This is a genomic window from Haematobacter massiliensis (genome assembly GCF_000740795.1).
GTDB classification, from domain to species: Bacteria; Pseudomonadota; Alphaproteobacteria; order Rhodobacterales; family Rhodobacteraceae; genus Haematobacter; species Haematobacter massiliensis.
Window position 1 is genome coordinate 1 of sequence record NZ_JGYG01000020.1, and the last position, 13,681, is coordinate 13,681.

Here is a 13,681-nt window from a genome sequence, read left to right on the forward strand (position 1 = left end):
GGTTCCGACACCGAACGTCTCTGTCGTGGACCTGGTGTTCGAGGCGGCGCGGGACACGACGGCGGAGGAGATCAACGCGGCGATCCGCCAGGCGGCGGCGGGGCGGCTGGCGGGGATCCTCGGCTTCACGGAGGAGGCGAACGTCTCCTCCGACTTCAACCACGACCCCCGCTCCTCGGTGTTTCACATGGACCAGACCAGAGTGATGGAGGGCCGGCTCTGCCGCATCCTCTCCTGGTACGACAACGAATGGGGCTTCTCCAACCGAATGGCAGATACCGCCGCCGCTATCGGACGGCTGATCTAGGGAGGACTACGGATGGCACTCATCACACTCAGGCAGCTTCTTGACCACGCCGCGGAACGCGGCTACGGCGTGCCGGCCTTCAATATCAACAACATGGAGCAGGGCCTCGCGATCATGGAGGCGGCCCGCGCGGTGGACGCGCCCGTCATCATCCAGGCGAGCCGGGGCGCGCGGAGCTATGCCAACGACATCATGCTGGCCAAGATGATCGAGGCGCTGGCCGAGATCTATCCAGAGATCCCGCTCTGCATGCACCAGGACCACGGCAACAACGAAGCCACCTGCATGACCGCCATCCGGCACGGCTTCACCTCCGTCATGATGGACGGCTCGCTGAAGGCCGACGCCAAGACGCCCGCCGACTACGACTACAACGTGACCATCACGGAGCGTGTCTCCCGCATGGCGCATTGGGTCGGCGCCAGCGTGGAGGGGGAACTGGGTGTGCTCGGGTCGCTGGAAACCGGCGAGGGGGAGGCGGAGGACGGGCATGGCGTGGAGGGCAGGATCGACCACGCGCTGCTGCTGACCGACCCCGATCAGGCCGTGGACTTCGTGGCCCGGACCGGGGTGGACGCGCTGGCCATCGCCTGCGGCACCAGCCATGGGGCTTACAAGTTCTCGCGCAAGCCGGATGGCGACATCCTCGCGATGAAGGTGATCGAGGAGATCCACTCCCGCCTGCCGAACACGCATCTGGTGATGCACGGCTCCTCCAGCGTGCCGCAGGAGTTGCAGGACATCATCAACGAAAATGGCGGTGAGATGCCCCAGACCTTCGGCGTGCCGGTGGAGGAGATCGTGCGCGGCATCCGCCACGGCGTGCGGAAGGTCAACATCGACACCGATTGCCGCATGGCGATGACCTCTGAATTCCGGCGCATCGCCAAGGCCAACCCGCGGGAATTCGATCCGCGCAAGTTCCTGAAGCCCGCCATGGACAGCATGGCGAAGCTCTGCCGCGATCGCTTCGAAGCCTTCGGCACTGCCGGGAATGCTTCGAGGATCAGGGTGATCCCGCTCGACGACATGGCGAAGCGCTATGCCTCCGGCACGCTCTCGCCCGCCACTTCCACCGCCAAGGCTGCCTGAGGAGGACATGCCATGACCGAGATGAAGGAAATCAAGGGCAAGGAACGCTACAGGGCGGGTGTTCTTAAATACGCCCAGATGGGCTACTGGGACGGCGACTACGAGCCCAAGGACACCGACCTGCTGGCGCTGTTCCGTATCACTCCGCAGGAGGGCGTGGACCCGATCGAAGCGGCGGCCGCAGTCGCCGGCGAAAGCTCCACCGCCACCTGGACCGTAGTCTGGACCGACCGCCTGACGGCCTGCGACCAGTACCGCGCCAAGGCCTACAAGGTGGAACCGGTTCCGGGCCGTCCGGGGGAGTTCTTCTGCTACGTCGCCTATGACCTCATCCTGTTCGAGGAAGGCTCCATCGCCAACCTCACCGCGTCGATCATCGGCAACGTGTTCAGCTTCAAGCCGTTGAAGGCCGCACGGCTGGAGGACATGCGCCTGCCGGTGGCTTACATCAAGACCTACAAGGGCCCGCCCACCGGCATCGTGGTGGAGCGCGAGCGGCTGGACAAGTTCGGCCGCCCCCTGCTGGGCGCGACGACGAAGCCGAAGCTCGGCCTGTCCGGCAAGAACTATGGCCGCGTGGTTTATGAGGGGCTGAAGGGCGGGCTCGACTTCATGAAGGATGACGAGAACATCAACTCGCAGCCCTTCATGCACTGGCGCGACCGGTTCCTCTACTGCATGGAGGCGGTTAACAAGGCGCAGGCGGAGACAGGCGAGGTCAAGGGCCACTATCTCAACATCACCGCGGGCACGATGGAGGAGATGTATCGGCGGGCGGAGTTCGCCAAGTCTCTGGGTTCGGTCATCGTGATGATCGACCTGATCATCGGCTACACGGCGATCCAGTCGATCTCCGAATGGTGCCGCCAGAACGACATGATCCTGCACCTGCACCGGGCGGGTCACGGCACCTATACCCGCCAGAAGGGCCACGGCATCTCCTTCCGCGTGATCGCGAAGTGGATGCGCCTTGCGGGGGTGGACCATATCCACGCGGGCACAGCGGTCGGCAAGCTGGAAGGCGATCCGCCCACCGTGCAGGGCTACTACAACGTCTGCCGGGAGATGCATAACCCGGTCGATCTGGAGCGCGGCATCTACTTCGAGCAGGACTGGGCCGACCTCAAGAAGGTGATGCCCGTCGCCTCCGGCGGCATCCATGCCGGCCAGATGCACCAGCTGATCGACCTCTTCGGCGAGGATGTGGTGCTGCAGTTCGGCGGCGGCACCATCGGTCACCCGATGGGCATCCAGGCGGGCGCGACCGCGAACCGCGTGGCCCTGGAGGCGATGATCCAGGCCCGGAACGAAGGCGTGGACATCAGGAATGAAGGCCCCGAAGTGCTGCGCAAGGCCGCCAAGTGGTGCAAGCCGCTGGAAGCCGCCCTCGATACCTGGGGCAACATCAGCTTCAATTACACATCGACCGACACGTCCGACTTCGTGCCGACCGCAGCGGTGAACTGACGGCAGGCCGGACGCGCGCGGGCCGCTTTCCCCCGTTCCCTTGCGGGGAGCCGGTGCGGCAGACCGATCCCCCCATCCGGCGGAGTCTCCGCCCCCTTCATAATACCTCACAGGAGGCAAAGATGCGTATCACCCAAGGCTGCTTTTCTTTCCTGCCCGACCTGACGGACGAGCAGATCACCGCACAGGTGGAATATTGCCTGTCCCGGGGCTGGGCCATCGGTGTCGAATACACGGACGAACCGCACCCCCGGAATACCTATTGGGAGATGTGGGGCAATCCGATGTTCGACCTGCGGGACGCCAAGGGCGTGATGATGGAGCTGGACGAATGCCGCAAGGCATTCCCGGACAGCTACATCCGCCTGAATGCTTTCGACAGCACACGCGGGTTCGAGACGGTCACGATGAGCTTCATCGTCAACCGTCCGAAAGTGGAGCCGCGGATCCGCATGGTGCGGACCGAGGTGGACGGTCGGTCCATCCGCTACACCCATGAGGTCGTCCGCCACGGGTGACCTCTGCGTTCCTCCGGCCTCTCTCTCATCATCCCCTCCGGCCGGGGGGACGCCCGATTCCCGGCAAACGGAGAAATCACCATGAATGCCGACACGCCGCTGACCGTCGATCTTGCCGCCGAATACGAAAGCTCTGGCGTCCGCGAAGTGCTGGACGAGCTGGACCGGGAACTTATCGGACTCGCGCCCGTGAAGGAGCGCATCCGGGAAACCGCGGCGCTGCTGCTGGTGGACCGTGCGCGCCGCCAGATGGGATTGACCCAGGAAACGCCGACGCTGCACATGTCCTTCACCGGCAATCCGGGGACGGGCAAGACCACCGTGGCGATGAAGATGGCAGGTCTGCTGCATCGGCTGGGCTATGTGCGCAAGGGGCACCTCGTCTCCGTCACGCGGGATGACCTTGTGGGCCAGTATATCGGCCACACCGCGCCCAAGACCAAGGAAGTGCTGAAGAAGGCCATGGGCGGCGTGCTGTTCATCGACGAGGCCTATTACCTCTATCGCCCGGACAACGAGCGCGATTACGGGCAGGAGGCGATCGAGATCCTGTTGCAGGTGATGGAGAACAACCGCGATGATCTTGTCGTCATCCTCGCGGGTTATGCTGATCGGATGGACAGGTTCTTCCAGTCGAACCCCGGCTTCCGCTCCCGCATCGCGCATCACATCGAATTCCCGGACTACACCGATGGGGAGCTGCATCGCATCGCCGATCACATGCTGGAGGATCAGAGCTACACGCTGACGGAGGAGGCGTCGCGGGTGCTGGCCGATTACATCGCACTCCGGCGCCAGCAGCCGCATTTCGCCAATGCCCGCTCCATTCGCAATGCGCTGGATCGAGCACGGCTCCGGCAGGCCAACCGGCTGTTCACCACCTCCACAGGCCCGGTGGACGCCGCGACCCTGAGCCGGATCGAGGCCGAGGACATCAATGTCAGCCGCGTCTTCAGGGGCGGGCTGAAGATCGGGGCGGAGACATGAGCACCTTCGACAGACGCATTCGTATCGCGCCCTCCATCCTCGCGGCTGATTTTGCGGATTTCGGACGAGAGTGTGAGGCGATAGAGGAACAGGGCGCCGATTGGGTCCATGTTGACGTGATGGACGGGCATTTCGTGCCCAACCTGACCTTCGGACCCCAGCTTTGCACGGCGATCCGGCCGCATATCCGGGGCGTCATGGATGTCCACCTGATGATCGCTCCGGTCGACAGCTATATCGACGCCTTCGCGGCCGCCGGGGCCGATATCCTGACGGCCCATCTCGAGGCCGGCCCGCATATCCACCGCACGCTGCAGGCGATACGCGGCGCCGGAATGCGCCCCGGGCTGGCGCTCAATCCGGGAACGCCGGTGGAGGCTGCGGCCCCGCTGCTCGACATGATCGAGCTGGTCTGCGTGATGACCGTCAACCCCGGCTTCGGCGGTCAGAAATTCATTGCGAGCCAGGTGGATCAGGTACGCAGGCTCCGCGCCCTGATCGGCGACAGGCCGGTGCATATCGAGATCGACGGCGGCGTGATCCCGGAGACAGCGCCCCTTGTCGCAGCGGCGGGGGCGGATGTGCTCGTCGCCGGCTCGGCAGTGTTCAACGGCGGATCGGTGGCCGATCCCGCCCCCTACGGCAACAATATCCGGGCCATACGTGCCGCCGCCGAAGCGGCGGTTCCGCGCAGAAGGGAGGAAGCCCATGCCTGAACATCGCTGGCCGCGCGCGCTCATCTTCGATGTGGATGGAACGCTGGCGGAGACGGAGGCTCTCCATCTCGCCGCGTTCAACGAGACCTTCGCCGCCCGTGGCCTGCCATGGCGCTGGTCCCGTGAACAGTATCGCGACCTGCTGACGACAACCGGCGGCAAGGAGCGCATTTCCCGCTTTCTGGAGGAGCTTGGCGAGACGCCGGACGATTGGCCTGTGGCCGCGCTTCACGCCGAAAAGACGCGCCGGTTCGGCCTGCTGCTGGCGCGGGGCATACCGCTTCGCCCCGGGATCGCCGCACTTGTGGCGGAGGCGCGTGGGGCAGGTTGCCTTCTGGGCGTCGCGACAACCACGACGCCTGCGAATGTGGAGGCGCTTTGCCGTGCGGCTTTCGGCGTGGGCGCGGGGGACGTGTTCGACGCCGTGGCGGCGGGGGACATGGTGCGGGCCAAGAAACCTGCGCCCGATGTCTATCGTCTGGCGCTCTCCATGCTCGGCGTCGCGCCGGGAGAGGCGGTGGCGTTCGAGGATTCGCGCAATGGTGTTCTTTCGGCGCGGCAGGCAGGCATTCCCGTGGTGCTTTCGCAGGGGATATTCACGCAAGGGGAGGCCGCGGAAAATCCAACGTTGCAGCTGTCCTGCTTCTCTGATCTGGGTGGGCTGACGGGCCTTCGGACAAGGCTGGGCAGAAGAACCTGGGTGGCTGCATGATTGTTGTCTTCGACCTCGATGGCACGCTGATCGACAGTGCTGCCGACATTCATGCCGCCGTGAACCATGTGCTGACGGAGAACGGCTTGCCGCCGCTGCCACTGACGGCCGTGCGCAGTTTCATCGGTGAGGGGACGCGCGTGCTCATGCAGCGGGTGATCGCCGCGGTTGGTGGGGATCCGGCGCTCCTGGAGCAGTGGCACGCGTCCTTCCTTGCTGAATACGAGCGTAATCCGGCAGTCCGCACCACCGTCTTTCCGGGGGTCAGGGAGGCGCTTGGCCAGCTGCGCGGCCGCGGCGCACGGCTCGGTCTCTGCACCAACAAGCCTGCGCGTGCGACAGGCCTGTTGCTCGAAGCGCTCGACCTTGCGGTCTTCGAGCAGGTGACGGCGGGCGACACGCTGGCCGAGCGCAAGCCATCCCCGCTTCCCGTGCTCCATACCATCGACCTGCTTGGCGGTGGCGAGGCGGTGTTCATCGGTGACAGCGAGATAGATGCCCGCGCGGCGCAGGCGGGTGAGATCCCGTTCGGTATCTTTACCGGCGGTTATGCGCGGGAGGATCTGGACATGTTCCCCTCCCGTTTCCGCTTCTCCGACTGGAGCGAACTACCCGCGCTCGTCGATCCCGCAGCATCCCCCGCCTGAACAAGGCATTTCGTTCAGACCTCGGGCCTGCCGCCCTCTCAGGGTGGGACGCTTTTGCCACTGGACCCTGCGCGCACCTCCGGGAATGGTGGCCCGGGCAAGCAGGGAGGGGCCGATGGCGAACCGATCAATGACAGGACGCGCCGGCGGGGTCTGCGCGGTGCTGCTGCTTCTCGGCGGCCCCGTGGCGGCGCTGGATCTTGCAGTCGTCACCTCGCAGAATGCCGGAAAGGTCACCATCCTCGATCTGCAGAGCGGGGCCGCCCGTAGCACATTGGACGTGCCGGGCGATCCGGTGTCGGTGGCAGTGGACGGGCGCAGCGCCCGCGCCTTTGTCGTCGCAGTGAAATCCCGCATGCTGCATGTCATCGGCCTGGACGGGCGAGAGATCATGCGTCACCCGTTGCCCGGCGCGCCCTTCGGCATCGCCTATGATCCGATCTCGCGCCACGTGTTCGTCACCGACTGGGAAGGCCGCGCGCATGAGGTGGACCCTGCGACCGGGGCAGTGGTGCGGAGCTTCGAGACAGGCGCCAATCCCTCCGGCATCGCTGTCTCGGAGGATGGACATCTGCTCGCCGTAACGGATCGCGATTCCGATGCGCTGAGCCTGTTCGATCTCGGCTCGGGGGCGGTGGTGGAGCGGATTCCCGTCGGCCATCATCCCTTCGGCGTGACACTGTGGGAGGGACGGGCCTATGTGGCCGATGTGCTCGACAACAGCGTGACGGTGGTCGATCTGGGACGCCGTGCCGTGGTGGGCAAGGTGGAAACCGGGGAGCGACCCTATGCCGTGGCTTTTGCCGCTGGTCGGGGGTTCGTGACGGACCAATATGGCGGCACGCTCACCGTCTTTGATCCCGCGACGCTGGCGGTGACGGGTCAGGTGATGGTCGGAGACTATCCCGAGGGAATTTCCGTGGCTGCCGATGGGCACACGCTCTTTGTTGCCAACTGGCTCAGCGACAGCGTAATGCGCATCAATGGCCAGACCCTGACCGTGGAGCAGGAGATTGCCATGCCGTCCGGGCCCCGCGCCTTCGGTTCCTTCATCGCCGATACGAACTGACTTCAGAACCGCGCGGGCGAGAGGGCGGCGACGGCGGCCGCATCGAGTTCCGGCGCCGTGCCTCCCGCAAGATCTGCGGCGAGGCGGCTGGCGGCGGGGCTTGTCTGGAAGCCGTAGCCGCCCTGTCCCGCCTGCCAGAAGAAATCCGGCACATGCGGGTCGAAACCGATGACCAGCACCCTGTCCGGCGCGAAGGTCCGCAGCCCCGCCCAGCTCGATTCAAGCCGTGTCACGGGAGCGGTCACCATTTCCTCGTAGCGCGCCAGTCCTTCGGCCAGCACCATGTCGTCGGGATAGGCGTCGTGCGGCTCGGCCGGGTCTTCATCGGCGGGGGAGACGATGAGCTTGCCCGCATCGGGTTTGGCATACCATGTCTCGCCCGCGCCGAAGATCATCGGCCATCCGCTGACATCATGGCCGCCGGGCGCGGGAATGCGCGCCATGGAGCGGCGATAGGGCGTGAAGCCGAGCGGCGCGACACCGGCCATCGTCGCCACCCTGTCCACCCATGCCCCGGCCGCGTTGACGAGGATTCGCCCCGACCAGCCCCGCGCGCCCGACTGCACGTCCCACCCGCCACCGGAGCGCCTGCGGATCGTATCGACCGGCGCGCCCGTGACGATCAGCGCGCCATTGCCCCGCGCCTCCCGCGCAAAGGCCTGCACCAGCCGGTCGGTGTCTATGTCGCGCGCCCCATCGCCCACCGCGACATGGGCAACCGTTTCGGGGTTCAGGATGGGGACGCGGGCGCGGGCTTCCTCCATCGTGACGGGAGAAAGATGCATCTGCGCGGCATCGGTGTGGAACACATCCTCCTCGCCTGCGCGCGCGACGATCATCACTCCCCGGGGCGTGGTGAGTTCGCGCGCCGGGTCGAAGTGGTAATCCTTGCTTGCGCGGTTCAGCGCCACGACAGCCGGAGCACCATAACCCTCCTCATAGAGGGCGGCTGAGCGGCCGGAGGCGTGATAGGCCAGATGCGGCTCCGCCTCCAGCACGATGACCCGCCCCAGATAGGAAAGCCGCGCCGCAGCCGAGATGCCGGCGATCCCGCCGCCGATGATAAGGAAATCGCTGTCCATTCGTTTGTCATGCCATGCCGGGGCAGGCCGGGGAAGGGGTCAGGTGAGCTTCGCGCTCATCCGCTCCAGCACGTCCCGCGCTTTCTCTCGCGGGAAGAGGTCGAGGCCCAGAAACTCCGCCATCCAGATGCCCTGCACGGCCAGGAAGATCGTGGTCGCCCGCTCGGGGTCGGCGGAATTCGCCCGGAGCCGTTCCAGAAGGTCGCGCCCGTAGCGCCGCGCGGGGTCAAGGATCGCGGGATTTTCCGCCGCAGCGGCAAGCATACCACTGGCCGGAGGCGCACCATCACCAAGGCGGTGAAGCATTTCGGCCAGATAGGCCCGGAGCAGTCCATCCGCCGCGTCAAGCCCCGGACGCGCGGAGATATCGGCGTCGAAACGGCTCAGATGCGATGACACCACCGCTTCCAGCAAACGGGTCTTCGACGGGAAATGGTAAAGCAGGCCGCCCTTTGACACGCCCGCGCATTCCGCCACGGCCTCAAGCGACATCTTGCGCGCGCCCTGCTTCCGCACGACCGCCTCCGCAGCATAAAGAATTCGCTCTCTCGCAGTGTCTCGCAGGCGGTTCAGGCGCAATCCCTCCACTTGACAGAACCGTCTGGACGGTACAGTCAAAACGTGGTCGTTTTCAACACTATGTGATAGGGTCGACCGCGTTGGCCCGACCCGGAATCGGGCAGGGCCCGGTGCCGGAAGGGGTCCGTATGATCAAGAGACTTGTCATTGCCGTCATCCTGCTTGCCATCGTCGTGGGCGGCCTTGTCGGGTTCAACCTGTTCCGGTCGAAGATGATCGCGGATTTCTTTGCAAACCGTCAGGTGCCGCCCGCGGCGGTTGCCGTCTATGAGGTGAAGCCGGTCACATGGTCGCCGGTGATTGAGGCGATCGGGACGGCCAACGCATCGCAAGGTGTCCAGCTGACGGTTGAGACGGCCGGGATCGTGCGGGAGATCCTGTTCAGCGCCAACGACAAGGTCGCGCAGGGAGAAACACTCCTGCGGCTGGACAGCCGCGTTCGGGCCGCCGATGTGGAGGCCGCGCGGACGCAGGTCGATCTGACCCGGCAGACTCTTGCGCGGAACCAGCAGCTTCAGCGGCGTGGCGTCTCCACCAACGTCTCGCTTGAGGAGGCAGAAGCCTCTGCCCGCGCGGCCGAGGCGCAGCTCGCCTCCGCCGTGGCCGTATTGGATCAGACCAAACTCGACGCGCCCTTCCCCGGAACGGTAGGGATCCCGCGTGTCGACCTTGGCGAGTATCTGTCGCCGGGTACCACCGTCGCCACGCTTCAGGATCTGGAAACGATGCGCGTCGATTTCAGTGTACCGGAGCAGCGTCTGCGGGAGCTTTCCATCACGCAGCAGCTCAGTGTCTGGGCAGGCGGTATGACCGAAGGGCTGGCGGGGCAAGTGACAGGCATTGATCCGCGCGTCGATCCGCAAAGCCGGCTCGTTTCCGTACGCGGGTCGGTGGCCAATCCGGGCCAGCAACTGACGCCGGGACAATTCGTCCGCATCGCGGTGGCGCTGCCGCAAGAGACGGGTGTGATCGCCGTGCCGCTGACTTCCGTCGTCTCGAGCCTTTACGGCGACTATGTCTATCTCGTGCAGCCGAAAGAGGACAATGCGGAGCAGTTGGAAGTCCGTCAGTCCTTCGTGACGATCGGTCGCCGCTCCGGGCCCGTCGCGGAGATCGTGTCGGGGGTAAAGGCGGGGGATCGGGTGGTGACGGCGGGTCAGAACCGATTGAGCAACGGTCAGCCCGCTGAGATCGACAACGCCATCAATCCCGCCGTTCAGGAGACCGAGGCATATATCCGCTCCGGCGACGTGGGCCGCAACCCGACAGAAAACGGTAGCAGCGAAGCAGGGCAGGATGCGCCAGCGGCGGGAGCCGGCACCGGAGCCACGGAGGGCAGCCCGGGCGAGACCGGCGATGCGACAGAGGGCGGTGGTGCAAATGGCAGTGGCACGACCGGTGGCGGGACGACTGGCCAATGAGCTTTTCGGACATTTTCATTCGCCGTCCGGTCCTGTCCACGGTTCTCGGCGCGCTCATCATCCTGCTGGGGATCCAGGGGCTGTTTTCGCTGCAGGTGCGGGAGTATCCAGAGGTCGATGAGACGGTGATCACCGTCACCACCACCTATCCCGGTGCCTCCGCCGATCTGATGCAGGGGTTCATCACTGCGCCCATTGCCCGCTCCGTCGCCACGACGGAGAATATCGACTATGTGGACTCCAAGTCGCTGCCCTCTACCTCCATCGTGACCGTGAACATGCGGCTCGGCTCGGATCCGGACGCGGCGTTGACGGAAGTCATGTCGAAGGTGCAGGAGGTCCGCAGCCAACTGCCGTCGGAGGCCGAAGATCCGACAATCGTCAAGGGCACCGGGATGCAGTTCGCGACGATGTATTTCGCGTTCCAGAACCCCAACATGACTTCCGAACAGGTCACCGAGTATATCGAACGCGTGATCCGGCCGCGCATGTCCACCATTCCGGGCGTCGCGGAGGTGGAGGTTCTGGGCGCCTCCGAATATTCCATGCGGATCTGGATCGACCCGATCCTCATGGCAGGGCATCAGCTTACCGCCGCAGATGTCTATCAGGCGATCACCACGTCAAACTTCCTTGCCGCGCCGGGCAAGACGCGGAATGAACTTGTCGCCTACCCGATCACCATGCAGTCCACGCTGCAGACGCCCGAGACCTTTGGCGCTCTGCCAGTGAAGGCCGAGGGCGATGACGTGGTGCGGCTGCGCGACATCGCACGCATCGAGCTTGCCGCAGCTTCCAGCGATACCATCGTCAATTTCAACGGCGAGCCCGGGACGTTCATCGGTGTGTTCCCGACGCCCTCCGCCAACCCGCTGACCGTGTCCTCCGCGGTGCTGGAGGAACTGCCTGCGATCCAGGGCAGTCTGCCCAGCGGCATGAGCATGACGCTGATGTATGACGCGACGGAGCAGATCTCCGCCTCCATCGAGGAGGTGTTCAAGACCATTCTGGAGGCGGTGGCCATCGTGGTGGTGGTCATCCTGCTGTTCCTTGGCTCCTTCCGCTCGGTGCTGATGCCGATCGTGACCATTCCGCTGTCGCTCATCGGGGTGCTGTTCGTCCTTTACCTGCTGGGCTTTTCCATCAACCTGCTGTCGCTCCTCGCCATGGTGCTGGCCATCGGGCTGGTGGTGGATGACGCGATCGTGGTGGTGGAGAACATCCACCGCCATATCGAGGAAGGGTTGAGCCCCATGCAGGCCTCTTTCAAGGGGATGCAGGAGATCATCGGCCCCATCGTCGCCATGACGGTCACACTGGCCGCGGTGTTCGCGCCGCTGGCATTCACCGGCGGGCTGACCGGCGCGCTGTTCCGGGAATTCGCGCTGACGCTCGCGGGTGCGGTGATGATTTCGGGGGTGATCGCCCTGACGATCACCCCGATGATGTCGGCGCGTCTCCTGAAGCAGGGGGAGGCGAGCCGCTTCCAGAAATTCGTCGATACGACCTTCGAGAAGCTGGCCGATCGCTATGAGCGGCTTGTGCGGGGGTCGCTGAAATACCGGCCGATCACGCTGCTGATGGTGATCGTTCTGGTGGCGCTGATGGGGTTCCTGTTCACGCGGACATCTTCCGAATTGGCGCCGGAGGAGGATCAGGGGGCGCTTTTCTCGATCATCAACGGCCCTTCGAACGCGACGGTCGATTACACGGCGGCCTATGTCAATCAGATGCGCGACCTGACAAAGGATCTGCCGGAGTTGAAGGCCAACTTCTCCATCGTCGGTTTCGGGGGCGGGACCAATTCCGCCATCGCGCTCTGGGCGTTCAATGACTGGGCCGACAGAGACCGTGGCCAGGCGGAGATCCAGCAGGATCTGCAGGCGCGCATCGCGCCCGTCACGGGGGTGGAGGCCTTCGTCTTTGCGCCGCCGACGCTGCCGGGAACGGGGGGCGGGCTGCCGATTTCCTTGGTGCTGCAATCGACGGGGCCATCCTCCAATGTCTATGAACTGGCCGAGGAGGTCCGCCTCAGGGCGTTGGCGGCCGGTCAGTTCATCGTGGTGCAGAACTCGCTCGCCTATACCCAGACGCAGGTGACCGTCACCATCGACCGGGATCGCGCGGCGGCGATGAACGTGCCCGCCCAGACCATCGGCCAGACGCTGACGCTGCTGGTCGGCGGCAACAAGATCAGCCAGTTCGACCGGGATTCCAACAGCTACGACGTCATCATGCAGGTGCCCGACATCTACCGCAACAACCCTGAGCGGCTGGGTGATTTCTTCATTCGCGCGACGACGGGCGACATGGTGCCCCTCTCGGCGCTGGTGGACATCAAGACAAACGTCTCGCCAACCGCCATCGAGCAGTTCAACCAACTGAACTCCGCCACGATCTCTGCCCTGCCGCTTCCCGGGGTTTCCACGGGCGACGGGTTGCAGACCATCGTGGGCATTGCGCAGGATCTGCTGCCCGAAGGGTTCTTCATCGACTATTCCGGCCAGTCGCGGCTTGAGGTGACCGAGGGAAACACCATCCTCATCGCCTTCGGTGCGGCTGTGATCGTGATCTATCTCGTGCTCGCCGCGCAGTTCGAGAGCTTCCGCGATCCGTTCATCATCATGATGTCTGTGCCGCTGTCGATCTTTGGCGCCATCATTCCGCTGAACCTCGGCGCCTCGACGCTGAACATCTATACGCAGGTGGGGCTGATCACGCTTGTCGGGCTGATCACCAAGCACGGCATCCTGCTGGTGGAATTCGCCAACCAGCAGCGGCGCGCGCATAACCTCAGCCGGGAGGAGGGGATCATCCTCTCCGCCCGCGTGCGTCTCCGCCCGATCCTCATGACGACGGCGGCGATGGCGCTGGGTGTGGTGCCGCTCATCACGGCGGCGGGTGCGGGGGCGGCCGCGCGCTACTCCATGGGGTTGGTGATCTTTACCGGGCTGATTATCGGTTCTGCCTTCACCCTCTTCGTCGTGCCGATGTTCTACAGCTACATCGCCGAGAAGGAGATGCCGCCGGAGCCGGAGAAACCCGATCCGGAAGCGATGGCAGCAACCTCCGAAGCGCATTGAG

At 64.9% G+C, this 13,681-nt stretch carries 12 protein-coding genes and 1 pseudogene; 11 read left to right on the plus strand and 2 right to left on the minus strand.

The genetic code is table 11. The features are described 5' to 3' along the window. The 9 genes and pseudogenes from CN97_RS18055 to CN97_RS18095 all read left to right on the plus strand — a co-directional run. Positions 1-307, plus strand: a pseudogene (locus tag CN97_RS18055) (erythrose-4-phosphate dehydrogenase); the annotation flags it as partial. 12 nt (positions 308-319) lie between these two features. Then, the gene (gene fba / locus CN97_RS18060) at positions 320-1,399 is read left to right on the plus strand and encodes a class II fructose-bisphosphate aldolase (protein ID WP_035714480.1); all 1,080 of its coding nucleotides are present in this window, start codon (positions 320-322) and stop codon (positions 1,397-1,399) included. A gap of 12 nt (positions 1,400-1,411) precedes the next feature. Continuing rightward, positions 1,412-2,866, plus strand: a complete 1,455-nt coding sequence (locus CN97_RS18065; protein WP_035714483.1) for a form I ribulose bisphosphate carboxylase large subunit — start codon at positions 1,412-1,414, stop codon at positions 2,864-2,866. 122 nt (positions 2,867-2,988) lie between these two features. Beyond that, positions 2,989-3,384, plus strand: a complete 396-nt coding sequence (locus tag CN97_RS18070) for a ribulose bisphosphate carboxylase small subunit (RefSeq protein ID WP_035714486.1) — start codon at positions 2,989-2,991, stop codon at positions 3,382-3,384. A gap of 81 nt (positions 3,385-3,465) precedes the next feature. Further along, positions 3,466-4,371 (plus strand): CbbX protein, encoded by a 906-nt coding sequence (gene cbbX / locus CN97_RS18075; protein WP_088217497.1) that lies wholly within the window; start codon positions 3,466-3,468, stop codon positions 4,369-4,371. Then, positions 4,368-5,087: a ribulose-phosphate 3-epimerase gene (rpe, locus tag CN97_RS18080; RefSeq protein ID WP_035714490.1), complete on the plus strand. Its 720-nt coding sequence runs from the start codon at positions 4,368-4,370 to the stop codon at positions 5,085-5,087. The genes cbbX and rpe overlap by 4 nt, the downstream gene beginning before the upstream one ends. Then, a complete protein-coding gene (locus CN97_RS18085; protein ID WP_035714493.1) occupies positions 5,080-5,799 on the plus strand; it encodes an HAD-IA family hydrolase in 720 nt (239 codons plus the stop codon). Before rpe ends, CN97_RS18085 begins: the two co-directional genes overlap by 8 nt. Beyond that, a complete protein-coding gene (gph, locus tag CN97_RS18090; protein ID WP_035714495.1) occupies positions 5,796-6,446 on the plus strand; it encodes a phosphoglycolate phosphatase in 651 nt (216 codons plus the stop codon). The genes CN97_RS18085 and gph overlap by 4 nt, the downstream gene beginning before the upstream one ends. Before the next feature lie 115 nt (positions 6,447-6,561). Then, positions 6,562-7,515, plus strand: coding sequence for a YncE family protein (locus tag CN97_RS18095; RefSeq protein ID WP_051911423.1), 954 nt, complete (start codon positions 6,562-6,564; stop codon positions 7,513-7,515). A 2-nt stretch (positions 7,516-7,517) separates the two neighbouring features. Here the strand turns inward: CN97_RS18095 and CN97_RS18100 are convergent, their stop codons facing one another. Together CN97_RS18100 and CN97_RS18105 are read right to left on the minus strand one after the other, a co-directional pair. Next, on the minus strand, positions 7,518-8,597 hold the full coding sequence (locus CN97_RS18100) for an NAD(P)/FAD-dependent oxidoreductase (RefSeq protein WP_035714497.1): 1,080 nt from the start codon (positions 8,595-8,597) through the stop codon (positions 7,518-7,520). A gap of 39 nt (positions 8,598-8,636) precedes the next feature. Continuing rightward, positions 8,637-9,185, minus strand: coding sequence for a TetR/AcrR family transcriptional regulator (locus CN97_RS18105; RefSeq protein WP_254915522.1), 549 nt, complete (start codon positions 9,183-9,185; stop codon positions 8,637-8,639). Between the two features lie 119 nt (positions 9,186-9,304). On the opposite strand from CN97_RS18105, the gene CN97_RS18110 reads away from it, so the two are divergent. Further along, positions 9,305-10,597 carry an efflux RND transporter periplasmic adaptor subunit gene (locus CN97_RS18110; protein WP_084684256.1) on the plus strand — a complete coding sequence of 431 codons (1,293 nt, stop codon included), beginning with the start codon at positions 9,305-9,307 and terminating at the stop codon, positions 10,595-10,597. Next, positions 10,594-13,680, plus strand: a complete 3,087-nt coding sequence (locus CN97_RS18115) for an efflux RND transporter permease subunit (RefSeq protein WP_035714498.1) — start codon at positions 10,594-10,596, stop codon at positions 13,678-13,680. Before CN97_RS18110 ends, CN97_RS18115 begins: the two co-directional genes overlap by 4 nt. Position 13,681 lies beyond the last annotated feature (1 nt).